This is a genomic window from Bacillus sp. AY18-3 (assembly GCF_008042305.1).
Classification (GTDB): Bacteria; Bacillota; Bacilli; order Bacillales; family Bacillaceae_G; genus Bacillus_A; species Bacillus_A wiedmannii.
In genome coordinates, this window is record NZ_QKQR01000008.1 from 207202 (window position 1) to 232664 (window position 25463).

Sequence of the window (25463 nt, forward strand, 5' to 3'; positions counted from 1 at the left end):
CTCTCCCCCTTATGCTTTGACAAATCAATAAAAGTTGCTCGCCATATCTAAACATTTTCACTCTGAAAAGATAGGATATACGGAATCTCATTATATTTTTTTATGAAAGCGTAAATAAAAAATCACTTTCTTGGATAAAATACGAAAGATTCCACACATTTCACACCATTATCCTAACATTATTCGCTATATTTCATCAATATTCTAGCATAAAAAATAATTTAGAATTTTTCATTCTTAATCTTATTAAATACAATTTTCAAAATTTAGCCCTTTATCTTTTCCTATTCTTTAATTTTCAGCAAGTGTAATAGAGCCTTATTACAAGGCTTATATAATAAAGATTTTTTTAATAATTACTTTAGTTTATAAAAGGTGGGAGAGTCGTAATGAATGTCGATATTTCCGTAGATCGAACGTGGCAAAACAATTTTTTAAATAGAATTAACGAAGATGGTCCTTGGACAAATTGGGATTTATATCATTTAGCTTATAAAACAGAAAAATCGTTACTTGTTCCTACTTTCGATGGATTACAAGCACCGAAGCATTTATCTCATTTCACACCACTTCCTCATCAATTAGAAGTCGCTCAAAATGTCATTGAACAAATGAATGGTAAAGCGATACTAGCAGATGAAGTGGGACTTGGGAAAACGATTGAAGCTGGGCTTATTTTAAAAGAATATATGGTCCGCGGCCTTGTGAAAAAAGTACTTATACTCGTCCCTGCCTCTCTCGTATCACAATGGGCATACGAATTAAATACAAAGTTTTTTATTCCAGCTGTAGCCCAAAAGAAAAGCTACTCGTGGGAACAAGCCGATGTGATTGTATCATCAATTGATACTGCAAAACGTTCACCGCATCGCGATATCGTTTTGAATTTAGAATATGACCTTATTATTATCGATGAAGCACATAAACTTAAAAATAATAAAACAAAAAACTATGAATTTGCACAACGATTAAAAAAGAAATTTTGCTTATTATTAACCGCTACGCCTGTTCAAAATAAGATTGATGAAATTTTCAACCTCGTTTCTTTATTAAAGCCAGGACATTTAGGCAATCAATCCAACTTTGAAGAATATTATGCTTCAAAAAATCGTTCCGCCGAATCTGATGAAGATTTAAAATCTCTTATTAACAAAGTGATGGTCCGAAATCGACGTCATAATACCGGAATTGATTGGCCAAAGAGACATGTACGTACAATTTTTGTTGAGTTTAATGAAGAAGAGCAAGCTTTGTATAATGGTATTGAAAATTGGCGAGGACAAGATGCCTTCACATCTGCTTTCTCATCGTTAACTTTAAAACGGGAAGCGTGTAGTAGTCGTGAAGCTGTTTACTATTCATTAAAAAAACATGTGGAAAAAAGGCAGAAAGAAAATGAGCATTACATAAAAGACCCGCATATTGATGTGCTAATGGACAAAATTAATCATATTCCTTTCAACTCAAAAGCGAATAAAGCACTAGAACTTATAAAAGAAATTGACGATAAAGTCATTATTTTCACTGAATATAGAGCTTCACAAATGTATTTACAATGGTTTTTACAACAACACGGTATTTCTTCCGTTCCATTCCGCGGCGGGTTTAAACGTGGGAAGAAAGATTGGATGAAGGAGCTTTTCCAAAACCACGCACAAGTATTAATTGCAACCGAAGCTGGTGGTGAAGGGATTAACTTACAGTTTTGTAGCCATATGATTAATTATGACTTACCGTGGAATCCAATGCGTCTTGAACAAAGAATCGGACGTATTCACCGTCTTGGTCAAAAGAATGATGTTCATATTTATAACTTAGCTACAAAACATACTGTTGAAGAACATATTTTGAAACTGTTATATGAAAAAATCAATTTATTTGAGCGTGTTATCGGTGAACTGGATGAAATTTTAACGAGAATTAATATGAAAAACATCGACGCACATATTCAAGAAATATTTGCGCAATCAAAAAGCGAAGGAGAAATCCGAATTAAGATGGAAAACTTAACATCTATTATCGACTTCGCGAAACGAAATGAAGCTGAGGTGCAAGGCTATGCAGCAACATGAAATTCATAATTACTTATACAATTTTTTTGAGGCGAATAACTGCGAAATTTTAAAGCGCTCCCCTCATCTATTAGATGTGCAGTTAACAATTGAGATGGATAAATTATTAATGAACCGTCCTTTTTATTGGCACTATCTTGAGAAAACAGGAGGCGTACCGAATCCGATGCGCCTTACTCTTCTTACAAATCCAGAAAGTGAAGAAAGCGATGGTGAGCTTATTCACTACGGTTCACCACGTCTTCATCAAATTTTCCAAACGACAAAAGAATTAGGCTCTTACATACGTTTATATGAGGAAGTACGGCATAGCGGAGCGACACATACACCACTCCATCCTTGGCTCGGTGTAAATATTAAAGTTTCCTATCAATGTGATCGAAAAAAAGACATCCTTCACTCCATTGGGATTCATCTCATTTCTGGCACAATGATTGCAAACTTTCATGAAACATTAGCTAAAATTAAACTTACACCGAAAATACCTGACTTTTGCTTTACGCTCTCGCCTATCATTAAACCGCAAAGCGGTTTACAACGTATAGAGGATGCTTTAAAAAATATTATTGCAGAAGATGACCATACGTGGGCGAAAGAAGCAAGAGTGCGCTGGAATCACGATTTAGATCTTTTAAATCGTTTTTATGAAGAAAGTGATGAACTCCCCGAAAGCTATCAAATTGAAAAACAAGCCTTGCAAGAGCAATATGAACCACGCATTACAGTACAAATTATTAACGGCGGACTCTTTTATGTTACCGCGAATCATTTTCTTTCTTAAAAAGCCCCTTCTGTTTTAGAAGGAGCTTTTTTTGAGTTATCCTCTATCGCCATTACGCTCTTGTTGTTTGTGCTTTGCCATACGTTTTTGATGCGCACGATCCTTTGCGCTCACATGATTAGCATCAGTTGGAAGATTTTCTTTTGAACGACCAATTCCATTACTCATCTTTATCACTCCTTTTTATATCTTTCAAAATACATCCTTATTTTCAGCTAGAGATACAATCCTTATACAAAAAAATAAGAGCAGCCATTGGCTACTCTTACTCACTCACATATTTTTGAAACATATCATGGATGCCTTTATTTACGAGGTTCGAGATCTGCTCGTCAGATTTATTCGGATAACGATCACGCAATCTGATAGATGCCTTCACCATTAAATTTTCTAATACAGAACGGCCACCTTCTCCATAAATAATTTCAGCATACTTAACAAGCCTTCCATCCTCTACTGTTGCTGGATTATGATTGAAGAAAAATTTACTCATTGTCTCCACCTCTCTATTTTGATAACGTTTACATTTATATAGATTATTTATGTTATTTATTTCACAATATTGTATGCATGTATATTTAATTAGTTTCATTATAAAGCAACATATCGATAGTAAATATGTGATTTTCCGTCCATTTTGTGAACAAGCCAAAAAAATGAAAGCGTTTCCTTTATTATATACTAAAAAAACTTACTACGCTAGGGGCAATTTTTTCAATCTACTAATCCCTCAAAAAGTGATATATTTTTTCTTTTCCCATTAAACATTATACAATTTTCAGAAATTATATTATAAAATATATGTATGACTTAAGGAGGATTTATATGAATCAAAATAAAAAAGCTATATTAGATCTTGTCTTTTATCTCGTAATCCCATTCCTCATTTGGAAATTTGCAAAACCTTATATCGATCCTTATTACGCGATGTTACTTTCCTCTGTTCCGGGGATTATTTATACACTGTATACCTTTAAAAAAGAAAAACAGTTTAACGTAACAGGATTCTTTATTTTAATTACACTCATTTCTAATACAACGGTAGACCTATTATCTGGATCAGCTGAACGAATGTTATGGAACGATGCGTATTATCACATCGTGCTCGGTATTATCGTTATATGTACCATTTTTATAAAAAAACCACTTATGTTATATTTCGCAGCAGATATTGCCGCATTGCAAGGCCATGACCGTGATAAAAGTCGTGAACTGTATCGTGATAGTCGTATCTATCCAGCACTACAATATTTAACGCTATTTTTCGGGCTACAATTCATATTAAAAAGCTTCTTAAAAATTTATTTCATCTCTGTTTTCGGTGTAGATGGCTATGGTGAAATGAGAGCGATTATGACCGCTGTTGGATGGGGCATTTCCATTTGTATCGGAATTGGATTTGTATGGGTAAACAATAAAATACATGCCGTTACAGAAGAAAAGGAATCCGTGCAGTAAATGAAAATCCCCTAGTAGCATCATACTACTAGGGGATTTTCATTTTACTACACATATTACGAAATCGTTAACTTGATTTTTTTCTTTTATTTTTTACGTTTCGATAAAACAAAGCAGCACTAAGCGGCATAACACCAAACCACTTATTCATAAATGGCTCTTTTTCAGCACGGCGTTGTTCTTTCTTTTGTTTACGATCTTCTTTTGGAGCATCCATATACGACACAAACTGCTGTGTCACAAAGCGAACATAATCATTAGTAGACATATTATCATCACCTCTACTTGATTAGTATGTCCACTTTTTTATTCATTAATCTTTTCTTTTAATTCATTCATGATTTGTTTTACCGATTTATTCGTCGTATCGATATGAATATGAGCCTCTTCATAATGAGCTCGGCGCGATTCAAATTTTGCCACAAATGCCTCTATATCTTTCTTCTGAAATAGTGGACGTGTCGTATCTTCACGAAGCCTTTCTGCAATTACATGTGGATCACAATATAAATACACGACAGTTCCATTTTCCTTCATCCACTTTCGGTTTTCCTCTCGCTCAATGATTCCACCACCAGTTGTAATAATTACATTACAACTGGGTAGTGAACGTAACATTTCACTTTCATATTCCCGAAAAGCGATTTCCCCTTCTTCGGCAAAAATATCACGAATTGCCTTCTCTTGCTTCTCTTCAATCTTTTGGTCGGTATCGACAACATCCATATGAAGTTCTTTACTTAATTCTTTTCCAATTGTTGTTTTCCCAGCTCCCATATAACCGGTTATGTATATAGATTTCATGTTCGTTCCTCTCAATCATCCGTTATTATTTGTTATTATAACGAAAGATTACATTATTTAATAAAAAAACGTTTTGTTCTCCTTGTACAATGAAGAACAAAACGTCACATACACGTTTTTACTTATAAGTGCCTCTTCTCACCCACTGCGTTGCAATCCATTTCTCACCTTTCGTTACAGGTGCCCCTCCATGTAACGTAAGCTCATTTAGTGATTGATCTTGATAAAAATACTCAAAGTATACTGCCATTCCCTTTCTAGGGTGCACAGAAAGATTTAATTTCGGGAAGAACGTTTCTCCGCCTTCTTCTACATCATTTAAGTACATGATAAGCGTACTGATACGATTATTAGCAGCTGATCTACTATGTTCCGCAAAATAATCATAGTGCGCTTTATATTGTTGATCCACTTCATAATTTAAAATGTGCAATCCTTCTCCATGCGCTACAGGAACATTCATGATAGATGAAATTCGTTTTTCAATCTTTACAGTAAGCTCATTGTCTTCCAAAAATGCACCGCTACTCGTTCGAATATCATTTACATCACGTGATGAACCAACTTTAGAACGTTTCATTTTACTTTTAGACAATTCAATCAATTCGTCGCATTCTTCATCACTTAATACATTTCCTAACACGACAATAAGAGGTTCTTCGAATTTTGAAATAATGTGTATTTCCCTATCTTCCGTCATAATTGCATTTCCTTTATGATCAAAAATAGTTTGTTCCTTATTTTCACCTATTTGATTGTTATTTGTCATTTCCCTATTCTCCCTAAAAAAATATGTTTGGATAGCTTGAATATATCATATTCTTTCTACCTTTCTCTTTTTTGAGAAAATTTAAACTTTCAATTGTTTTATTTATCCATTTCCTATAAAAAAACAACCTATTTTAAAATAAGAAATTATGGTTTTCATCCGTATATTTTACATGCTATCCTTCTATCCAATCGAATATTTTCTCATCCTTTTTTCTATACCGGAAACTAACCTTGTAGAAAACTTCTTGTTTTATTTTGCACTGCAACGAAACGAGTATAACATCGTTTTCAAAGACGTAATTCCCACTTGCTTCGCCCTTTTCATATTGAAAGAAAAAAGTATCTTCCTTTTCTTTTTGCTGTAAGTCTTTTTTTATATTTGTAATAGATCGATTTAGTAGTTCCTCCAGTACAAACTTTTGCTCTATTTCAATATAAAATTTTTTATCTATAAGCAACATATTCGTTTCGTATACAAAGAACGAAGTTAATAATACAAGAAAAATGATTGTTCCTGGCATCGTAAATCCATCTTGTTTTCTCATATATTTATTTCCATTTCGCTATACCTGACAGCTACACCTTCATATATTTTCCCACTCATATCTTTCACATTTATAAAGAGCAAATGAGGTGTTACTTCATACGAAACCATTTCAACATTTTGCAATATAACTTCTCTTCCGCGCATATTCACTTTTCTTATAAGATGATTATTCAATTTTTCATACGTCACTTCATCTCCAGTGCGAAGACGGAAGCGCAAAAGATTATCTTTATTTTCAGGGACTATTTTTTCTACAAAAGATACTTTACGAAACTCTAACTGTACTTGTCCTATAAACACATCCCATTCCCAATTATTTAATCCTTTTGATTGGTTGTTTTCTATTCCAATAAAATTTAAACGTGGCAAGAGTAAAAAGAACAGTGATAACAGAAAAAAACATACGATCATTTCTATTAATGTAAACCCAACTTCTAATTTATTTTTTCTCCTGCATAAAAGCATTGTTCCATCATTCTTCCTTTCACATCTTTCCACATAGCACAAACTTCATTTCCTCCCCAATATGTGTAATATACATTTCCGTTTACGACTTTTTCTTGCGGTCGTTTCGCCCCATTCTCATACATATATAAAGCTGCTTCCCTTTTTAATAATACAAATGCTTTATAACGAATTTGTATGTTTTTTCGTTCTTGCATAACCAATACTGTTTGCGGAAGTAGTAAAGATACTGCCATCATTACTATACTTAATGCTACAAGCATCTCAGCCATCACTGACCCTTTTTGACATTTCACGATACGTAAATCTCCCTCTCCCAAGCTGAAATACAATCTCATATTTATAACTTCGATACGAAAGTAAAATAGTGCCACCTCTATTAATATTTCCACTCGGATTATATGTCATCGGATTTGGAAAAGTATTCAAATCAATTTGTATATCGCTATCATATTCTCTTTTAATGATAGTAAGATTCTCACTTAGCTCCCCTATATAATACGTATGTCTATCTTTATACCATCGTAATGTATAGTGTTTTTGACGGTTTATCGCTAATTGTTGCATATACAAAATATCGTTTGAAAACTGTCTTAAAAATTGTTCCACTTTTTGTTTTTCATGTAATGAATGTACGTTAAAATACGTGACCATACTTAGTACAGAAATTGCAAATAGAACGAGTAGCATTTCTAAAAGAGTAAAACCTTTTTGTTTCACAGTTTCCCAGTTGTTACTGTGCCATCATTTGAAATATGAATGGCTTCACCATTCGGACACTCATCAACTGTAATATATTTTTCATCCCTTAGCTCTTTTAGCGAGGGAATTTTATTATGTTGTAAATGGTATGCTTGTATTTGAGCTTCTATAGATTTCACATAGGCTTTACATCCTTTTCCTTCGACGGATGAACGCTGTGTAACTACATTCGGAATAATTAATAGTAATAGTACAGTTATGACGACCATAACTAATAACATTTCTAAAAGGGTAAACCCTTCTTCATTCTGCATGTAAATGCCTCCTAAATAGAATTCATCATTTGAAACATTGGCATAATCATCGCTAAATACATAAGAACGACTATTCCTCCAATACACGTAAATAAAATTGGTTGAATGATCACTAACATACGTTTAACTTTTTGCTCCATCTTTTCCATAATAAGATTGCTATAGTCACCTAATTCAAGCGCCAAATTACCGTTTGCTTGTCCATGCGTAATAATATAAGAAAGTTCTTCCTCATAATATCCGCTTTTAGCAATAATAGATTGCAACGGTTCTCCTGCAATTAATTGGCGTTCAATTCGACCCGCTTCATATTGAAAGAACGGATGATAATTTTGCTCCATCATTATTGTTAGGGCCTCAAGTACTGATAGTCCACCTTGTAATAAACCGCTCAATTGAGTGGCGAAATAATGTGAATGCTTTAAAATAAGAAATGTTTTTACGAGGGGGATACGAAGCATAATTTTTACCTGCTTCATATGCGGGAGTTTCCGAAAGTAAAACATATATACACTACATCCAATCATAATGATAAAAATAGTGCTAAAAATAAGGCTGGGTAGCAGCTTAATTGCACTTAATATTTGTTCTGTAAGTAACGGTGCTGTAGAACCGAATGAACTATATACCGTGTCAACCTGCGGTAATAAAATGCGGTTAAAAACAAAAATCATGATTATTAAAAAGAACGCCAAAAACATAGGATACTGCATTATTTTCATCATATCTTTCCTATACTTATCCTTTTTATAAAGAAGTGCGCTCCCTTGTTGCAACGCAAAAGAAATATCACCATGTTGCTCAGCATAAAATAAATAACTTAACACCTCCTGATGAAACATTAATTGATGAAAAGAATCATGTAGACTTTTTCCATCTTTTAATCCATCAATCATGCGCTGCAATTGTACTTTCTTTTCTAAAGGTAATTGAAACTGTAAAAATTCTAATGCCTGCAAAAGGGAGTATCCTTTTTCTAATAGTTCTCCTAATCGTTTCAGCAATACTACTTGATCACTTAAACTCCATATTTTCTTAAACATACACATCCTCTTCTAAAAATCCTAAAGCGTATCCTTTTCGTATCGAAGATTCTAATGTTTCGTGCTTGTACGTGACACATTCCCCGTTTGCTTCTTTAATTGCTTGTTTTAACTCATATCCATATAACAACTCATAAATACTCGCTTGTCTTACCTGCCTCATTGATTTACATAAAGTTGAGCACTTTCTTTGGCAAAACGGACACTTCAATTCGACAAGTCGCTGTGCAGCTATAGCCAATAAAGATTGTTCAATCTCTTGCCTCGTTATACCGAAATCCATAAATCGGAGTATCGCCCCTTTCGCATCACTAGTATGCAGTGTCGTCATTACTAAATGTCCAGTCAAACTTGCTCTTATAGCGATTTTCGCTGTTTCTTCATCACGAATTTCACCGACTAAAATAATATCTGGATCATGACGTAAAATGGCCTTTAGTCCCGCCTCATATGTGATACCTGCTTTTTCATTTATTTGAATTTGTAATACATCGTCATTTCTTTTTTCAACTGGATCTTCAAGTGTAACGATGCGACGTGTTTTCTTTTTTTTAATTACCTCTAATAATGCATACATTGTTGTTGTCTTCCCCGAACCAGTCGGTCCAGTAAATACGAGTAACCCATGTGAATAGTGTAAAAAAGAGAGTAGTTTTTTCGCTGTACTTGGAAATAACGAAAGATGAGATAACGGCTGAATAGATGCTTGTAAATGGAGACGAATAACGAGACTTTCTTGGTATACGGTTGGAAGCGTGGAAAGGCGTAAATACACTTCTTGTCCATCCATTTGTAAATACAGTGAACCATTTTGTGGCTTCCGTCTCTCCCCTATATCCATGGATGCTAAAAATTTAAAGTGTGAAACAAGTTTTTCTCCAAATTCCTTTTCGATACAGTGTTTCGTCATTAAATCTTTTCCTATACGCAGTTGAACCGCTACATCCTTCTTCCGGGGCACAATATGTAAATCCGAAGCTTGTACCCTGCACGCCTCTTTCAAAATCGTATTCGCAAAAATTTCAATTCCATTCATCATTTTTTCCCTCCCCACTATGTATATAGCATGAAAAAATTCATAAGAAAAATCGGTATTTTTGTATTTTCAATAGAGGGAAAAGGAAAAATATGTTTGTGAAATTATGAACAATTTCCGAATTATTGTCTGAAATTACCTATATGGAAGTTTATCTGTATTATAATGTTATTATCTTGGATAAAGTGATAAAGGTGGAGATCCTCATGGAACAAGCTTTAAAAATTACAGGCGTATTATCTGACCCAACTCGTTATTACATTTATAAATATATTTCTCAAAAACATAGTTACGTAACTGTACAAGAAATTGCAGATGAGTTTGACATTCATCCAAACGTAGCACGTTTACATTTATCTAAATTAGAAGATGTTCATATGCTGAAATCGGAAACGAAGAAAACTGGAAAAGGCGGAAGACCAAGTAGATTATATGTATTATCTGAAGATGTGATTCAATTACAATTTCCATTCCGCGATTATCAATTGTTAGCAAGAATAGCATTTAATTCTTTACTTAGCCTTGGCGCCGCTGGTGAAAAAGCGCTATACGAAACGGGAAAACAATTCGGGGCCGAGTTAATGCAACAACATATGCAGCGTTTACATGTGAACGAAGATGCTTTAACAGTAGAGCAAAAAGTCCAAATTGCAAAAGAAGCTTTCTCAACAGCTGGTTTATCACCTGCATTTGAATTAAGTGCAGATGGAACGAAAATTTTCTATGATGTACACAATTGTCCATTTAAAGAAGTTGCTGTTCATCACCCAACTGAAATTTGTAATATGCACGGAGATATGATGAAAGGGATTTTTGAAATCCTATTCCCTAACACGGAATTAACTCGAAACGATAGTCTACTAGATGGATGTAAATCTTGTAATTATAAACTAACAATTTAATTTCTCATATAAAAAGAAGCCAATTATAATTGGCTTCTTTTTATATGAAAGAATATTTACAATAGTAAGAAAAATAAACTATAATGAGGAGAGGTTTACTTTTTTTAGAAAAGGAGGGAGATGGCATGGAGCGCATGTTTCGCGTTCTCGGCTTTTGGACTGGAATTTTCTCGGTTATGTTTTACGTAGGGGATATGCAACAGGCCGCACTACTATTTTTAGGACAAACAGGTTTCTTCGTACTTTTAAGCTATTTAAATTTAACAGAGCGTATGTATATATACGTATTCGGGGCATATTTAACTGTTTTCTTCATAGGATTTACATACTACACGACGTTTTTACTTGTCCCAGGAGCTGGACATTAAAGATGGCATTTTGCCATCTTTTTTTAATTCCGCAATTTCCTAGTTGACTTATAGGTTTTATTACCTTATATTCTATATAACAGATTGGAATTAGGGGGAATCAACATGAATACACTGCTTGTCGGAATTAACGTTGCAGTCATGCTCATCTTAGTTGGCGTATTATATTATATGCAACGTAAGCATGTATCTTTTAATAAACGTGTATTTACTGCTTTAGGAGTCGGAATTATATTCGGTCTTATATTACAATTTATTTATGAACCAACTTCTAAAGTAATTATTGAATCAAACACTTGGTTTGGCTTAATCGGTAACGGTTATGTGAAATTACTTCAAATGATCGTTATGCCACTTATTTTAGTATCTATTATTTCAGCCTTTACAAAATTACAGTTAACGAAAAACCTTGGTAAAATTAGTGGTCTTATTATCGGAATTTTAATTCTTACTACAGGAATTGCTGCAGCTGTCGGTATTGCTGCAAGTGCAGGATTTGATGTATCAGCAACAGGCTTACAACAAGGTGATGCAGAATCCACTCGTCTGAAGTTAGTTGAAGAAAGATTTACTTCTATTGAAAAAACAACAATTCCAGATAAATTATTAGAGCTGTTGCCTACAAATCCGTTTCTTGATTTAACAGGTGCTCGTCCAACATCAACAATTTCTGTTGTAATATTTGCAGCCTTTATCGGTATCGCCTTTATAGGGGTAAAACGAAAATATCCAGAACAAGCAGAACTATTTAAGAAAATGCTTGATGCTGTATATGCAATCGTAATGCGTATGGTAACATTAATTTTACGTCTTACTCCATACGGCGTATTAGCTCTTATGGCAAAAACAGTTGCTGGTAGCGACATTAATGCTATTTTAAAACTTGGTAACTTCGTGTTAGCGTCTTACGTGGCACTTATCGTAATGTTCGTTATCCACTTATTATTAATTGCTCTATCTGGTTTAAATCCAATTCAATATTTAAAAAAGGTGTTCCCTGTATTAACATTTGCATTCACATCTCGCTCTAGTGCTGGTGCAATGCCATTAAATATTGAAGCGCAAAAAGAAAAGCTTGGTATTTCCGAAGGGATTGCAAACTTCGCAGCATCATTTGGAGTATCTATCGGACAAAACGGTTGCGCAGGTATTTATCCAGCAATGCTTGCAATGATGGTCGCTCCAACTGTAGGAATTGATCCATTACAACCACAATTTATTTTAACTTTAATCGCTGTCGTTGCTATTAGCTCATTCGGTGTTGCCGGTGTTGGTGGTGGTGCAACATTCGCAGCGTTAATCGTACTATCTACAATGAACTTACCAATCGGTATTGTCGCTCTTGTTATCTCAGTTGAACCATTAATCGATATGGGTCGTACAGCTCTTAACGTAAGTGGTTCTATGACAGCAGGTCTTATTTCTAGTAAATGGCTTGGTGAATTAGATCAAGATACGTACAATCAAGATGATACAAAAACTGGTGAAATTGCTTCATAATAAAAAGGACGCTAACAAAAACTGTTAGCGTCCTTTTTTAGTTCTTTCCATCTTCCTCTTTTTCTTTTATACATAAGGCATAACATATTGTCTCAAATACTATGTAAAATCTCGTTCTTTATACTTCATTTCTATCTCCTTACACATAGAAAAAGAGAATACAATAACATATTCTCTTTTCTCAAATATACTTCATTATCTCACAGCCCGTCCTTCTCACAAATAACCATTTTGTTCGCACCATTTATGAAATTGTCCTACGTCTACTCCAACTAACACGATATCCTTTAGCTCTACATCAATGATTTGTTCTCCAATTACAATAGCAAACTGCGATTCTAATTTTGTCTCTCTGTTCTTTACAATTCCAATTCGGTTCCGATGCGGTCCATCTTTTATATATGCTTTTTGTCCTACAATATCAAAGTTCAAGTCTCTCACCTCTTTTATTGCGCTTAAATTTGAAATACGAACTCAAATTCGGAAATTTTCCTTTCCTTGCACTATTTCTCTATATATATGACGAAACAATAAAAGAGTCCTCCCTTCTTTACAATTATTTTTTCTTTGTTTCATTTTTGTGATTGAAACGTAAAGTTTATAATAAAATACACTTGGAAGCGCTTTCTATGTAATTTTTTATGTTATAATATATGAGTAGAACTTCGCAAAGAGGGTTAAAAAAAATGAATACAAAAATGATTAAAAAAGTAATTGACGCATTAAAAGTATATGGCTTTCAGAATGTATCATTCTGTGACAAAACGAAACAATTTTTATTTCATAACGAAATGGATATTATGAGCGGCTATGCAGAAATAACATATAGTAGTCAATTTGAAAAATTCAACGTACAAATTCATCCGATTGAAACACATCACCAAGCAGAGTTACAAGAGGTTGAAAGACATATACAGGCCTGTATAAGAAAAGTGGAATATTTAAACGCACTTCTTAGCGGACAAACAAAACTAGATGACAAAATTATTATAATGTAAAAAAAGAACGTATCACGTTCTTTTTTTACATTATACGTTCATCTTTTCCTTCAGTTGTAATCCTGTAATGGATTCTAATACATCCATTGCTTCTCCAAATGTCATATCAAATATCGTCTTATCTTCTATGTATGGAAATTGTCTAAAGCGCTTTTCTAACATTTTCACGGCGTCTGACGTAAAGTGTACACTATCAATGCCAAATTCTGTTTCAAGAAGAACGATCCAATCTAACACATGAAAACCTAATCCATTTACGAATGAAATAAGTTTTTCTTCTGGCTGTGAAGATAAGAATACGTGTCGTTCCATCTCATCGAAAAGTTCTTCACCTAAAACTTCTGCTAATTCATCATCATGTTCGCGTTCAATAATCTCTTCATATCCGTAATCATCCACAAGCTCTTCTACTTCTTCACTATCCTCACAAAGCAATTGACTAAGAACGGCCTCTTTCTTAAATTCACTATTTTGTACAACTTCTAAAAAGCTCGTTTCCCATCCATTTTCTAATTTCATATTATATACTCCTTTATATACGTTTCTTATCATCACTGTTCCCAAAAGATCACTTTTATAACCTTTTAGGTCGTTACTATTATTTCACATGATTCATAACATAAGATGTAAATTCAGTTGCATCTCCTTCAAAAATATTTATTTCTGGCAAATGATAGAACGTTGTTTGAAGCGGGTTTCTTTCATGATATACATATATCTTTTTCTCTAGCGCAATCGCCATTCCAAACTCTGTATGGCTCCCGTTTCCGCCATCTAATACAAGTAAAAAGACATCCGCTTCTTTAATAGCATTCTTTTCTGCCTGCCCAATTTCTCTTAATTGATCTTGATTCACTGCTCTTTCGTTTCTTGTCCAATCATATGTATGGTGCCATCCTGCATGTTTCAGTTCATTTGCTATAGAACGTACAAGATGTTTATTTTGGAATCCTGAGGCGACATAAAAATTCATTTATATACACTCCTTCATTATGTACGGGAAACTCCTTTTAGCGTTAATTGCTATAAACATAATAAAGAACGACTTCAAAAAAAAATCCCCATCTTTAAAACTTATTTGCGTTTAAATGATGGGATTCTTCATGCTCTTCTTTTATTTTCTTCTTTTTATAACTTTCATCAGCTAACATTTCTAGTTCAGCTGTTATTTCTGATTTTTCAAGCTCTCTTTCTTGCGAAAATTTCCTTGAAATATAAACAATAACACTACCAACGTACAACACAAAGCATATAATAAGTGCAGTATTTTCATAGAGACTTAGCTCCAACACAGTCACTCCTAATCCATTCGTATTTTCACGCTTCATTAATTGGAATTTCCCTACTAATCCATTTGTTACCCCGCTATTCGAGGGCAGTAAAACCCCCACCTCAAAATTCAGCAAAAATAAAGAAGTTAGGTGTGGGATTAACTGCCCGTAAAAGCCCAATTGGTTCAACTAATAATCAGTGGGGGATTAACCCCTCCCCCACTGATTAAAGTTTCACTTTATTGTAACATAAAAATATCAATCCTTGGAATCTTTCATCCTACTAAAAAAGACATGATTGTTTCATCATGCCTCTGAAATGTGTTGAATGATTGTTTGAATTGCTTCTTTTCCATTATATTTTTTTAGTGCTGTTTTATACATCTCATTATTTTGATTTAATTCTTCGACATGCTTTATAAGTGATTTCACAGTCACATCTTCTTCATACAATACGGAAGCATATCCTTGTCTTTCAAAAGACTCTGCATTTAGTATTTGATCTCCACGACTTGCAAATTTCGATAGCGGAATTAAAACCATCGGCTTTTGCAATGTTAAAAACTCAAAAATGGCATTAGAGCCCGCACGTGAAATAACAAAATCTGTTATCGCTAATATGTCTGGCAGTTCCCCATGTATATATTCAAATTGTTTATATCCTTCTTTATTTTGTAAGCTTTCATCAAGATTACCTTTTCCACAAAGATGAACAATTTGATATTTTTTCAGAAGTTCTGGTAACGCTTCTCGAACCGTTTCATTAATTTTCTTTGCGCCCAAACTTCCTCCCATAATTGTAATAACTGGCTTTTTACGTGAAAAACCTAAAAACACTAAACCTTTTTCACGATTTCCCTTTAGCACTTCTTCACGTACAGGAGATCCTGTATAGATTACTTTTTCTTTCGGTAAATGTTTCGCAGCTTCTTCAAATGTAATAAATATTTTCGAAGCAAAACGGAGCGCAATTTTGTTTGCTAGTCCTGGCGTCATATCAGATTCATGTAATAAAACAGGGACTCTATTTAGCCAGCCTCCAAGTACGACTGGTACAGATACGAAACCACCTTTTGAAAAAATCACATCCGGCTTTAGCTTTCGAATCCTTACATACGCATCCATAACACCCTTCATTACAAGAAAAGGATCTTTTATATTTTTTAAATCAAAATAACGACGTAGCTTTCCACTTGAAATACTATAGTACGGAATGCCTTCCTTTTCTATAATCGTTTTCTCAATCCCTTGATGAGAACCAATATACGAGATATCCCAATTCTGTTCTTGTAAATGTGGAATGATGGCTAAATTAGGTGTTACATGCCCTGCCGAACCGCCACCTGTAAAGACTATTTTCTTCATACGTCTCCCCCTTCTACACTATAATACACTAAAATATCTTGCCTCAGGGTGAGAAAATACCATAGCCGTCACAGATGCTTCTGGCTCCATCATAAATCCTTCTGTTAATGAAATACCTATTTCTTCTGGATGAATAAGGCGAAATAACTTTTCTTGATCCGCAAGTTCTGGACATGCTGGATAACCGAAAGACACTCGTATCCCTCTATATTTCGTACGGAAACGTTCTTCCATCGTCAGTTCTGGTGAATCTGGAATACCCCAGCGATCACGAATGAGCATATGTGTTTTTTCAGCAAGACCTTCTGCTAGTTCAAGCGCTAACGATTGAATGGCATGACTGCGTAAATAATCACCCTTCGCCTTCCACTCTTCAGCAATGTCCCGAACGCCTTCCCCAACCGTAACAGATAGGAAAGCAACATAGTCCATCTCATCTCCAACTGGTCGTAAATAATCACCTAAAGTACGATATGGTGCTTTTCCTTGTCTTGGGAATGTGAAACGCTCTATAACACGCGTATGATCTTCTGGATCATATATTACAATGTTTTGTCCGTCACTTTGCGCTGGGAAAAATTGATACACCGCTTTCGGTTTTAACCAAGATTGTCCTTCCTGCAATAATTCATCTATTAAATCATTTAATTCGTGTGCTCTCTTATCTCCCTCTCGCAAAAGCTTCTTCACATTTCCTTTTAATCCAAGGTGATGTCCAAGTAGCATTTGTCTATTTAAAAATGGAGCGAGATGTGCAACTGGAATATCACGTAATACAATTCGTTTTGTTGAATCAGGCATCATAACCTCTGCCTTCGCTAATGGCTCAATTACTGCTGGAATTTCTACTTTCTTCTCCTCTTTTTTTACGATATGAAGATGACGCTCTTTTTTATCTTGTTTCATCTTCTCACGCTCTTCTTCTTTTTGAAGCTTATTAATAATATCAAGACCAGTCATCGCATCACTCGCATAACATACGAGCCCTTTATATGATGGTGAAATACGATTTTCTGTAAATTTTCTCGTTAACGCTGCCCCGCCTACAACGATTGGAACATCAATATTTGCAGCTTTTAAATCTTCAGCAGTCGTTACCATTTGTTGCGCTGATTTTACTAATAAACCAGAAAGACCAATAATGTCAGGCTTCTTTTCTTGTACTTCTTGAACAATTCGATCCGAACGAACATTGATTCCTAAATTAATAATCTCATATCCGTTATTCGATAAAATAATTTCAACGAGGTTTTTCCCAATATCATGTACGTCACCTTTAACAGTTGCTAATAATACTTTCCCCTTTTTCGCACTCTCGCTAGATTCCATATGTGGCTCTAAATAGCTTACGGCAGCTTTCATACTTTCAGCACTTTGCAATACTTCGGCAACGATAAGCTCATTATTATTAAATAATCGTCCCACCTCATCCATTCCTGTCATAAGTGGGCCATTAATAATATCCAAAGGTTTTCTTCCTTCTGTAAGTGCAAGGCTTAAATCTTCTTGTAGTCCTTGTTTCGTACCTTCTACAATGTAATTTGCCAGCCTTTCATCAAGAGTTAATGTTTCTTGGGTAACGACATCTTTCTTTTTTGCCGCGCGATAAAAATTTGTAAATTCTTCTAACGTCTCTTGCGTCGTTTCAAAAAGTAGTGCATCAGCAAGACGTTTTTCTTCCTCTGGAATTGACGCATACCGTTCTAATTTTTCCGTATTCACAATTGCATAATCTAATCCTGCTTTCGTTGCATGGTATAAAAAGACGGAATTTAATACTTCTCGGCCAGCTGGTGGTAAACCAAAAGATATGTTACTTACACCTAAAATCGTTAAACACTCTGGCAAGGCTTCTTTAATAAGGCGAATTCCTTCTATCGTCGCTGCCGCTGAACCAATATATTCTTCATCACCTGTACCTACAGGAAATACAAGTGCATCAAAAATAATATCTGACGGGCGTATACCATATTTCGTCGTCAATAACTCATAACTTCTTTTCGCGATTTCGAGTTTTCGTTCTGCACTAACCGCCATACCATCTTCATCAATTGTTCCTACAACAATAGCAGCACCATATTTCCGAAGAAGCGGCGTCACTTTTTTAAATCGTTCTTCTCCATCTTCTAAATTAATTGAATTAATAACAGCTTTTCCTTGAATATAAGTAAGAGCTCGCTCCATCACATTTTCATCTGTTGAATCAATCATAATTGGTACTTTTAACACTTTCGTAACTTCTGCCAAGAAGTTTTCCATATCTTCTATTTCATCGCGATCAGGGTCTGCCATACAAATATCAATAATATGAGCATTTTTCTTCACTTGCGCTCTTGCGACTTCAGCAGCCTCTTCAAATTTCCCTTCTGCTACTAATCGTTTAAATTTACGTGACCCAATAACGTTTGTTCTTTCACCAACAAATAATGGTCTCATAGAGTCATCATATTGAAGTGCCTCTAATCCACTAACCCCGTGTCCAGCTCTTTCGTGGTGTTCACGTGGATTAAGAGAAGCTAACGCGGATTTTATTGCTTTTATATGTTCTGGTGTTGTGCCACAACAACCACCGATAATATTAACCCATCCTTCTTCAGCAAATCGCTTCACTTTTTCAGCGAGAGAAGATGGAGATTCATGATAATGTCCATCTTCATCAGGAAGACCTGCATTTGGATAACAAGAAATGTAATACTCCGACAAATCAGATAGTGAACGAATATGGTCTCTCATAAACTCCGGACCGGTCGCACAGTTTAATCCAACAGATAATGGCTTCATATGTTCTACTGATAAGTAAAAAGCCTCAATTGTTTGCCCGGCCAGAGTCGTTCCCATCGGTTCAATCGTTCCTGAAATCATAATAGGTACAATTTTATTTAGCTCATCAAAAGCTGCTTGAATTCCAATATAAGCAGCCTTCACGTTACGCATATCTTGACTCGTCTCAACGAGTAATACATCTACGTCGCCATTCAATAAGCCTCTAGCCTGCCGTGTATAGGCTTCAATTAATTCTTCAAACGTCACACCACCTGTAACACTAATCGCTTTCGTTGTTGGTCCCATTGCTCCCGCAACATATACTTCCTTCCCGCTTGCTTTGACCGCTTGCTTCGCTAAACGTGCTGCCTTCTCATTTAATTCCTCATCTAAATGAGACAACTCATAATCACTTAATACAATGTTTGTCGCCCCAAATGTATTTGTTTCAATAATATCTGCTCCAGCTTCAATATAAGCTTTATGAATCTTTAAAATGACATCAGGCCTTGTTTCTACTAAATATTCATTACAGCCTTCGTACTCTTCTCCTCCGAAATCTTCCGCAGTTAAGTCCTCTTGCTGGATCATTGTTCCCATTGCACCATCTAATATTAAGATGTTATTTTGTAATTTTTCTTCTATACATTTCATCAATTAATACCTTCTTTCACTTCTTGCTTTTCTCTCACATATTTAACAAGATGTTCTGTAATTTCATATTTTAGAAATGGTGTAATAAGATAAATGCCGTTAAAATATTTCATCGCCGCATCGATCAATTCTTGTGAAATGCGAATCCCTTCTTCAATTGCTGCCTCTTTCGTTTCATGTCCATCCATTCTCTCCCTTATTTCTTCAGGTAGAGTAATACCCGGTACCTCAAAATGAAGGAAATCTGCATTCCTTTTACTTATTAATGGCATAATCCCAATAAAAATAGGTTGTTCCAAATGCTTCGTCGCTTCATACACTTCTTCAATTAACGCGATATCATAAATTGGCTGAGTTAAGAAATATTCCGCTCCAGCATCTATTTTCCGTTCCATTCGCTTAACCGCTGCTTTTAAATGTCTTACATGCGGATTAAACGCACCTCCCACTGAAAACCTTGTTGCTGGACCAATTGATTTCCCTAAAATCGAGCGCCCGTCGTTCATTTCTTTAATCATTTTAATGAGCTCAATAGAGGACAAATCATATACAGAAGTGGCACCTGGAAAATCACCAACGCGTGCTGGATCCCCAGTTAAAGCTAACACCTCTTCCATACCTAACGCTGATAGGCCTAGTAAATGAGATTGTAGTCCGATGACGTTATGGTCTCTACACGTTAAGTGCGTCAATACCGGAATATCGTGCTTCGTTAATAATGCCCCCATTGCCATATTCGAGATGCGAGGCGATGCTAATGAATTATCTGCTAGAGTAATAGCATCTGCCCCAGCTCTTTTCAATGCTCTTGCGCCTTCAAAAAATCGCTGCGTATCTAACGTTTTCGGTGGATCTAATTCCACTACTACTGTCGTTTGTTTTTTTGCTTTCTCTGCTAATGTGACATGAGCTTTTGAACGTTTCTCGTGTGTATGAACTACTTTCGGTCTTTGAATCGTATCCTTTTCTATTACAGGTGTAACATTTGCAATTGCACGTTTCATACTTTCAATATGTTCTGGAGTCGTGCCACAACAACCACCTAATAACCGAATACCTTGCTCAATAAATTTCGGTGTCATCGCTTCGAAATAAGCTGGACTTCCCTCATATACGTAACGTCCCTCCACATAATTTGGGAGACCTGCATTCGGATATGCTGACAAGTAGCCATTTTGCGGAATCGATATCATTTTAAAAGCTTCCGTCATGTGAAGTGGCCCTAGTTGACAGTTCAATCCAACGACATTTGCACCGTAATCTAAAAGCTGTTTTAATATTTCATTTACATCATTTCCATTTTGAGTTGTACCTGCCTCATGCAATGCTAATTGAGCTACAATTGGAATATTCGTTTGTTTTCGTAACACCTGAACAGCATGAAGTAATTCAAACTCATCATAGAAAGTTTCTAATAGCAGTCCATCAACCTGTTCTTCTAGTAATGCACTAGCCTGTTCCAGTAACATAAATTCTCTTTCCATATCAGTTGTCGTAACAGCTCCGATATGTTTCATACCACCAATTGTTCCTAAAATTGCATTTCTGTCTGTAACAGATGCTTTCGCCAGTTTTACTGCGGCTCTATTAATTTCAGTAACTTGATTTTCTAAACCATACATACGCAATTTCGCTTCATTTGCTCCGTACGTATTTGTTTGAATCACATCAGCCCCAGCAGCTACATATTGTTTATGAATCGATATAATTAAATCTGGATCAGATATATTCAATTCTTCAAAACTACTTTGCAAACCATGTGAATGTAATAACGTCCCAACCGCACCATCACCTATTACAATTCCTTTTGATAATAAATCTAGTAATTTCACAAATCTCCCTCATTTCTATCAATATAAAAACCCCCTCTTCACTTTGAAGAGGGGGACATAATTGTTCCTCCTCTTATTATGCAAAACATTCGTTTTGCAGGTATTAGCACCGTTTCAAACATTTCGTTTGAAGGTTGCCGGGTTTCACAGGGCCTTTCCCTCCACCGCTCTCAATAAGAGTTTGTCTTTATTATTTTATTTATGTAGCTAAAAGGAAATACGTTCCCCTTTTAACAATGTTTGTTAATTTTTTAATAAATTTAGCATGCACAAATGCAAAAGTCAATGACACTTGCGGAAAAATAAAAATTATTTAAAATAAAGTTGCAATTCAATTATCTTTTGTTGTAAAGTTAAAAACATAATAAAAATTTCATACGAACATTCTTATCTAGAGAGGTAGAGGGACTGGCCCTATGACGCCTCAGCAACCATTAACATTTGTTAATAAGGTGCTAATTCCAGCAAATTGTGAAAGATTTGACAGATGAGAAGAAGACTCTATTCAAACCGAAAGCCTTCTTCTTTAGAAGGCTTTTTTTATTTTACCCCGCTATTTGAGGGCAGTAAGATTCCCAACTCAAAATTCAGCTAGAACAAAGAAGTTAGGTGGGAATCGATTGCCCGTAAAAGCCCGATTGGTGAGGGCTGATAATCAGTGGGGATGCCCCCTCACTGATTAAAGTTTCACTTTACATTCACTTAATTGTTAATTTAAAAAGGAGGAATTTTCACATGTCAACTATTGAAACAAAACTAGCACAAATCGGAAACCGGAGCGAAACTACAACAGGAACTGTTAACCCACCTGTTTATTTTTCAACTGCTTATCGTCACGAAGGAATTGGTAACTCTACTGGCTTTGACTATTCACGAACTGGCAATCCAACTCGCGGTCTTTTAGAGCAGGCAATCGCAGACTTAGAGTACGGTGAACAAGGTTATGCCTGTAGTTCAGGGATGGCAGCTGTTCTCCTCGTCCTTTCCCTATTCCGTTCCGGAGACGAACTTATTGTATCTGAAGATTTATACGGGGGCACTTATCGATTATTTTCTGAGCACGAAAAAAAGTGGAATGTTCGATGTAGATACGTAAATACACAATCTATTAAACAAATTGAGCAAGCTATCACAACTGAAACGAAAGCTATTTTCATAGAAACTCCAACTAATCCGTTAATGCAAGTTACTGATATTGCCGCTGTCGCAACTGTAGCGAAAAGACACGGACTACTTCTTATTGTAGACAACACATTCTATACGCCTTATATACAGCAGCCATTAACAGAAGGTGCCGACATTGTACTTCATAGCGCAACGAAATATTTAGGGGGACATAACGATGTCCTAAGCGGACTTGTCGTTGCAAAAGGAAAGGAACTTTGTGAGGAAATCGCTCATTATCATAATGCCTCTGGTGCGGTCTTAAGTCCATTTGACTCATGGCTATTAATTCGTGGTATGAAAACGTTAGCGCTTCGCATGAGACAACATGAAGAAAATGCAAAAGCAGTTGTTGCTTATTTAAATGATGAAGACGGGGTGACAGATGTATTTTATCCTGGAAGAGGCGGCATGATCTCATTTCGTCTGAAAGATGAAACATGGATTAATCCATTCTTACAATCTTTATCCTTAATTACATTTGCTGAAAGTCTTGGTGGTGTTGAAAGTTTAATGACGTATCCAGCAACGCAAACACACGCTGATATTCCTGAAGAAATCAGAACAGCAAACGGTGTATGTAATCGTCTTCTGCGATTTTCCGTTGGCATTGAAAATAGTAACGATTTAATTCAAGACTTAAAGCAAGCTATTAAACTTGTAAAAGAAGGTGTAAGAATATGAGTTATTCTATAGATACACTCTTACTGCACAACCAATATAAACATGACTCACAAACAGGAGCTGTTAACGTTCCCATCTATAATACATCAACATTCCATCAGTTTGATGTAGATACGTTCGGAAAATATGACTATAGTCGCTCTGGTAATCCAACTCGTGAAGCTCTTGAAGATATCATTGCTTTATTAGAAGGAGGAACAAAGGGATTTGCCTTCGCATCAGGAATTGCAGCGATTTCTACTGCATTCCTCCTTCTTTCACAAGGCGATCACGTACTCATTTCAGAAGACGTATACGGAGGAACTTACCGAATTATAACTGAAGTGCTCTCCCGTTACGGTGTGTCACATACATTTGTTGATATGACAAATGTAGAAGAAATAAAGCAAAACATTAAGCCAAACACAAAACTCTTTTATGTGGAAACACCCTCTAATCCACTTTTAAAAGTGACAGATATTCGTGCTGTTTCTAAACTTGCAAAATCTATTGACGCCCTTACTTTTGTTGATAATACATTTTTGACACCACTATTTCAGAAACCACTTGATCTTGGCGCCGATGTCGTTCTTCATAGTGCCACAAAATTCATTGCCGGTCATAGTGATGTTACTGCCGGATTAGCGGTTGTAAAAGATGCCGAACTCGCTCAAAAACTTGGATTTTTACAAAATGCATTCGGCGCTATTTTAGGTCCTCAAGATTGTTCTCTCGTACTTCGCGGTCTAAAAACATTGCATGTACGTCTTAAGCATTCAGCTGCAAACACCAATAAAATTGCACATTATTTACAAGAGCACGCTAAAGTTAAAAATGTCTATTATCCTGGCTTACAAACACATCTTGGATTTGATATTCAACAATCTCAAGCTACATCAGCTGGAGCTGTCCTATCTTTCACCTTACAATCAGAAGACGCACTCCGCCAATTTTTATCAAAAGTAAAATTACCTGTCTTTGCAGTTAGTTTAGGAGCTGTCGAATCGATTCTTTCCTACCCAGCTAAAATGTCACATGCAGCACTGTCGCAAGAAGCTCGTGATGAAAGAGGGATTTCTAATTCATTACTTCGGTTATCTGTCGGCCTTGAAAATGTTGACGATTTAATATCCGATTTTGAAAATGCCCTTTCTTATGTAGAAGAACCTGTAAATGCATAGAATGAAAAGAAGATATGAAATTAAGTTTTCATATCTTCTTTTTTATGCCATTAAGTATATTTTTTACTTTTCGTATAGTTCATAAAAAAACGAAAGAGCACCATCTATTTCTAAATAATGAATTAATTGATATATTAAGAAGTAAAAAAGGGGCAAAAATAATGGATACTTGTGCAGATGTTTTAATCGTTATCGATTTACAAAATGGAGTATGTTATAGCGAAGAGCATTTATTCGATTTACAAAATTTACTTACAAAAGTAAATAAAAGAATTTCTTCATACAGAAAATCAAATAAACCAATCATTTTTATTCAACATTATGATGATGATTTAGTACCCGAAACAGAACTTTGGGCTATTCATGCTGATCTAGATGTTCAGGAACAAGATTTTTTTGTAAGAAAAACACATGCCAATTCATTTTATAAAACAAACTTGAAAGAGATTTTAGAACAATTATCTGTACACCGTATTGAATTTTGTGGTGCCCAAACAGAGTACTGTATGGATGCTACGATTAAATTTTCCCATGGACTAGAATACGAAAACTTCATGGTACAGAAAGCAACCTCTACGTTAAATAATCCATTTATGTCCGCAAAAGAGACAATTGATTTTTATGAAAATATATGGAACCGCAGATTTTTAAAGCTGATAAAAGATGAAATCTAGAATATATAACTAATGTCTTGGTAATTCTAAAATTTATCAGCTATACTCAAATATTTTGTTATCACCATAAAGAAGCTGACTACATTCAGCTTCTTTTCTTTTAACCTGTTTTATATTCTATATATAACATTATAA

Annotated in this window: 29 protein-coding genes, 1 pseudogene and 2 riboswitches; of the genes and pseudogenes, 11 read left to right on the forward strand and 19 right to left on the reverse strand. The window is 35.2% G+C overall.

Annotation, left to right across the window (positions count from 1 at the left end):
* The first annotated feature begins 389 nt into the window (after positions 1–389).
* On the forward strand, positions 390–2072 hold the full coding sequence (locus DM800_RS08670) for a DEAD/DEAH box helicase (RefSeq protein ID WP_046956347.1): 1683 nt from the start codon (positions 390–392) through the stop codon (positions 2070–2072).
* The gene (locus tag DM800_RS08675; RefSeq protein WP_147786723.1) at positions 2059–2853 is read left to right on the forward strand and encodes a YqhG family protein; all 795 of its coding nucleotides are present in this window, start codon (positions 2059–2061) and stop codon (positions 2851–2853) included. The genes DM800_RS08670 and DM800_RS08675 overlap by 14 nt, the downstream gene beginning before the upstream one ends.
* Positions 2854–2889: 36 nt before the next feature.
* Here the strand turns inward: DM800_RS08675 and DM800_RS29580 are convergent, their stop codons facing one another.
* Positions 2890–3021, reverse strand: coding sequence for a hypothetical protein (locus DM800_RS29580; protein WP_255446956.1), 132 nt, complete (start codon positions 3019–3021; stop codon positions 2890–2892).
* Positions 3022–3118: 97 nt separating this feature from the next.
* Positions 3119–3346 (reverse strand): hypothetical protein, encoded by a 228-nt coding sequence (locus DM800_RS08680; protein ID WP_000032702.1) that lies wholly within the window; start codon positions 3344–3346, stop codon positions 3119–3121.
* Between the two features lie 73 nt (positions 3347–3419).
* Here DM800_RS08680 and DM800_RS08685 point away from each other — a divergent pair.
* Positions 3420–3538 (forward strand): annotated as a pseudogene (locus DM800_RS08685) (GTP pyrophosphokinase).
* A gap of 140 nt (positions 3539–3678) precedes the next feature.
* Positions 3679–4311: a VC0807 family protein gene (locus DM800_RS08690; protein WP_001073110.1), complete on the forward strand. Its 633-nt coding sequence runs from the start codon at positions 3679–3681 to the stop codon at positions 4309–4311.
* Positions 4312–4378: 67 nt separating this feature from the next.
* Here the strand turns inward: DM800_RS08690 and DM800_RS08695 are convergent, their stop codons facing one another.
* The 10 genes from DM800_RS08695 to comGA form a co-directional block, all read right to left on the reverse strand.
* Positions 4379–4579: a YqzE family protein gene (locus tag DM800_RS08695; protein ID WP_000106081.1), complete on the reverse strand. Its 201-nt coding sequence runs from the start codon at positions 4577–4579 to the stop codon at positions 4379–4381.
* A gap of 38 nt (positions 4580–4617) precedes the next feature.
* On the reverse strand, positions 4618–5115 hold the full coding sequence (locus DM800_RS08700; protein ID WP_088123393.1) for a shikimate kinase: 498 nt from the start codon (positions 5113–5115) through the stop codon (positions 4618–4620).
* 118 nt (positions 5116–5233) lie between these two features.
* The gene (locus DM800_RS08705) at positions 5234–5884 is read right to left on the reverse strand and encodes a 2OG-Fe(II) oxygenase (RefSeq protein WP_046957539.1); all 651 of its coding nucleotides are present in this window, start codon (positions 5882–5884) and stop codon (positions 5234–5236) included.
* Positions 5885–6059: 175 nt separating this feature from the next.
* Positions 6060–6431 (reverse strand): competence type IV pilus minor pilin ComGG, encoded by a 372-nt coding sequence (comGG, locus tag DM800_RS08710; RefSeq protein ID WP_046956345.1) that lies wholly within the window; start codon positions 6429–6431, stop codon positions 6060–6062.
* The gene (comGF, locus tag DM800_RS08715; protein ID WP_097907746.1) at positions 6428–6898 is read right to left on the reverse strand and encodes a competence type IV pilus minor pilin ComGF; all 471 of its coding nucleotides are present in this window, start codon (positions 6896–6898) and stop codon (positions 6428–6430) included. The genes comGG and comGF overlap by 4 nt, the downstream gene beginning before the upstream one ends.
* Positions 6868–7170, reverse strand: coding sequence for a hypothetical protein (locus tag DM800_RS08720; protein WP_000829516.1), 303 nt, complete (start codon positions 7168–7170; stop codon positions 6868–6870). The genes comGF and DM800_RS08720 overlap by 31 nt, the downstream gene beginning before the upstream one ends.
* Entirely contained in the window at positions 7163–7618 is a 456-nt protein-coding gene (gene comGD, locus DM800_RS08725; RefSeq protein ID WP_000810391.1) for a comG operon protein ComGD, read from the reverse strand. Before comGD ends, DM800_RS08720 begins: the two co-directional genes overlap by 8 nt.
* Positions 7615–7914, reverse strand: a complete 300-nt coding sequence (gene comGC / locus DM800_RS08730; protein ID WP_137010972.1) for a competence type IV pilus major pilin ComGC — start codon at positions 7912–7914, stop codon at positions 7615–7617. Before comGC ends, comGD begins: the two co-directional genes overlap by 4 nt.
* 11 nt (positions 7915–7925) lie before the next feature.
* Positions 7926–8957: a competence type IV pilus assembly protein ComGB gene (gene comGB, locus DM800_RS08735; RefSeq protein WP_147786724.1), complete on the reverse strand. Its 1032-nt coding sequence runs from the start codon at positions 8955–8957 to the stop codon at positions 7926–7928.
* Positions 8950–9993: a competence protein ComGA gene (gene comGA, locus DM800_RS08740; RefSeq protein WP_137010974.1), complete on the reverse strand. Its 1044-nt coding sequence runs from the start codon at positions 9991–9993 to the stop codon at positions 8950–8952. Before comGA ends, comGB begins: the two co-directional genes overlap by 8 nt.
* 206 nt (positions 9994–10199) lie before the next feature.
* Here comGA and DM800_RS08745 point away from each other — a divergent pair, with 206 nt between their 5' ends.
* The 3 genes from DM800_RS08745 to DM800_RS08755 all read left to right on the forward strand — a co-directional run bounded on the left by DM800_RS08745 (position 10200) and on the right by DM800_RS08755 (position 12763).
* Complete coding sequence (locus DM800_RS08745; protein WP_000434122.1) at positions 10200–10895, forward strand: helix-turn-helix transcriptional regulator; 696 nt, start codon at positions 10200–10202, stop codon at positions 10893–10895.
* Between the two features lie 125 nt (positions 10896–11020).
* The gene (locus DM800_RS08750; RefSeq protein WP_000440719.1) at positions 11021–11263 is read left to right on the forward strand and encodes a DUF2626 domain-containing protein; all 243 of its coding nucleotides are present in this window, start codon (positions 11021–11023) and stop codon (positions 11261–11263) included.
* A gap of 105 nt (positions 11264–11368) precedes the next feature.
* Positions 11369–12763, forward strand: a complete 1395-nt coding sequence (locus tag DM800_RS08755; protein WP_147786725.1) for an L-cystine transporter — start codon at positions 11369–11371, stop codon at positions 12761–12763.
* Positions 12764–12979: 216 nt separating this feature from the next.
* Here the strand turns inward: DM800_RS08755 and DM800_RS08760 are convergent, their stop codons facing one another.
* Entirely contained in the window at positions 12980–13195 is a 216-nt protein-coding gene (locus DM800_RS08760; protein ID WP_147786726.1) for a DUF3912 family protein, read from the reverse strand.
* A 254-nt stretch (positions 13196–13449) separates the two neighbouring features.
* Between DM800_RS08760 and DM800_RS08765 the strand changes: the two genes are divergently transcribed.
* Positions 13450–13761, forward strand: a complete 312-nt coding sequence (locus DM800_RS08765) for a hypothetical protein (protein ID WP_001093232.1) — start codon at positions 13450–13452, stop codon at positions 13759–13761.
* 30 nt (positions 13762–13791) lie between these two features.
* Here the strand turns inward: DM800_RS08765 and DM800_RS08770 are convergent, their stop codons facing one another.
* The 6 genes from DM800_RS08770 to DM800_RS08800 all read right to left on the reverse strand — a co-directional run bounded on the left by DM800_RS08770 (position 13792) and on the right by DM800_RS08800 (position 21646).
* The gene (locus tag DM800_RS08770) at positions 13792–14280 is read right to left on the reverse strand and encodes a hypothetical protein (RefSeq protein ID WP_000764275.1); all 489 of its coding nucleotides are present in this window, start codon (positions 14278–14280) and stop codon (positions 13792–13794) included.
* A gap of 79 nt (positions 14281–14359) precedes the next feature.
* Entirely contained in the window at positions 14360–14734 is a 375-nt protein-coding gene (locus tag DM800_RS08775; protein WP_147786727.1) for a nucleoside 2-deoxyribosyltransferase, read from the reverse strand.
* A 94-nt stretch (positions 14735–14828) separates the two neighbouring features.
* A complete protein-coding gene (locus tag DM800_RS08780; RefSeq protein WP_000817963.1) occupies positions 14829–15089 on the reverse strand; it encodes a DUF3966 domain-containing protein in 261 nt (86 codons plus the stop codon).
* Between the two features lie 249 nt (positions 15090–15338).
* A complete protein-coding gene (gene murG, locus DM800_RS08790; protein ID WP_147786728.1) occupies positions 15339–16397 on the reverse strand; it encodes an undecaprenyldiphospho-muramoylpentapeptide beta-N-acetylglucosaminyltransferase in 1059 nt (352 codons plus the stop codon).
* A gap of 18 nt (positions 16398–16415) precedes the next feature.
* Positions 16416–19814, reverse strand: coding sequence for a methionine synthase (gene metH, locus DM800_RS08795; protein WP_147786729.1), 3399 nt, complete (start codon positions 19812–19814; stop codon positions 16416–16418).
* Entirely contained in the window at positions 19814–21646 is a 1833-nt protein-coding gene (locus tag DM800_RS08800; RefSeq protein WP_097907753.1) for a bifunctional homocysteine S-methyltransferase/methylenetetrahydrofolate reductase, read from the reverse strand. Before DM800_RS08800 ends, metH begins: the two co-directional genes overlap by 1 nt.
* 70 nt (positions 21647–21716) lie before the next feature.
* Positions 21717–21826, reverse strand: a riboswitch (SAM riboswitch).
* A gap of 204 nt (positions 21827–22030) precedes the next feature.
* Positions 22031–22140, forward strand: a riboswitch (SAM riboswitch).
* A 241-nt stretch (positions 22141–22381) separates the two neighbouring features.
* Here DM800_RS08800 and metI point away from each other — a divergent pair.
* The 3 genes from metI (at position 22382) to DM800_RS08815 (ending at position 25328) form a co-directional block, all read left to right on the forward strand.
* Complete coding sequence (gene metI, locus DM800_RS08805) at positions 22382–23494, forward strand: cystathionine gamma-synthase/O-acetylhomoserine thiolyase (RefSeq protein WP_000103901.1); 1113 nt, start codon at positions 22382–22384, stop codon at positions 23492–23494.
* Entirely contained in the window at positions 23491–24654 is a 1164-nt protein-coding gene (gene metC / locus DM800_RS08810) for a cystathionine beta-lyase (protein ID WP_147786730.1), read from the forward strand. Before metI ends, metC begins: the two co-directional genes overlap by 4 nt.
* A gap of 161 nt (positions 24655–24815) precedes the next feature.
* Complete coding sequence (locus DM800_RS08815) at positions 24816–25328, forward strand: cysteine hydrolase family protein (protein ID WP_147786731.1); 513 nt, start codon at positions 24816–24818, stop codon at positions 25326–25328.
* Positions 25329–25463: the final 135 nt, after the last annotated feature.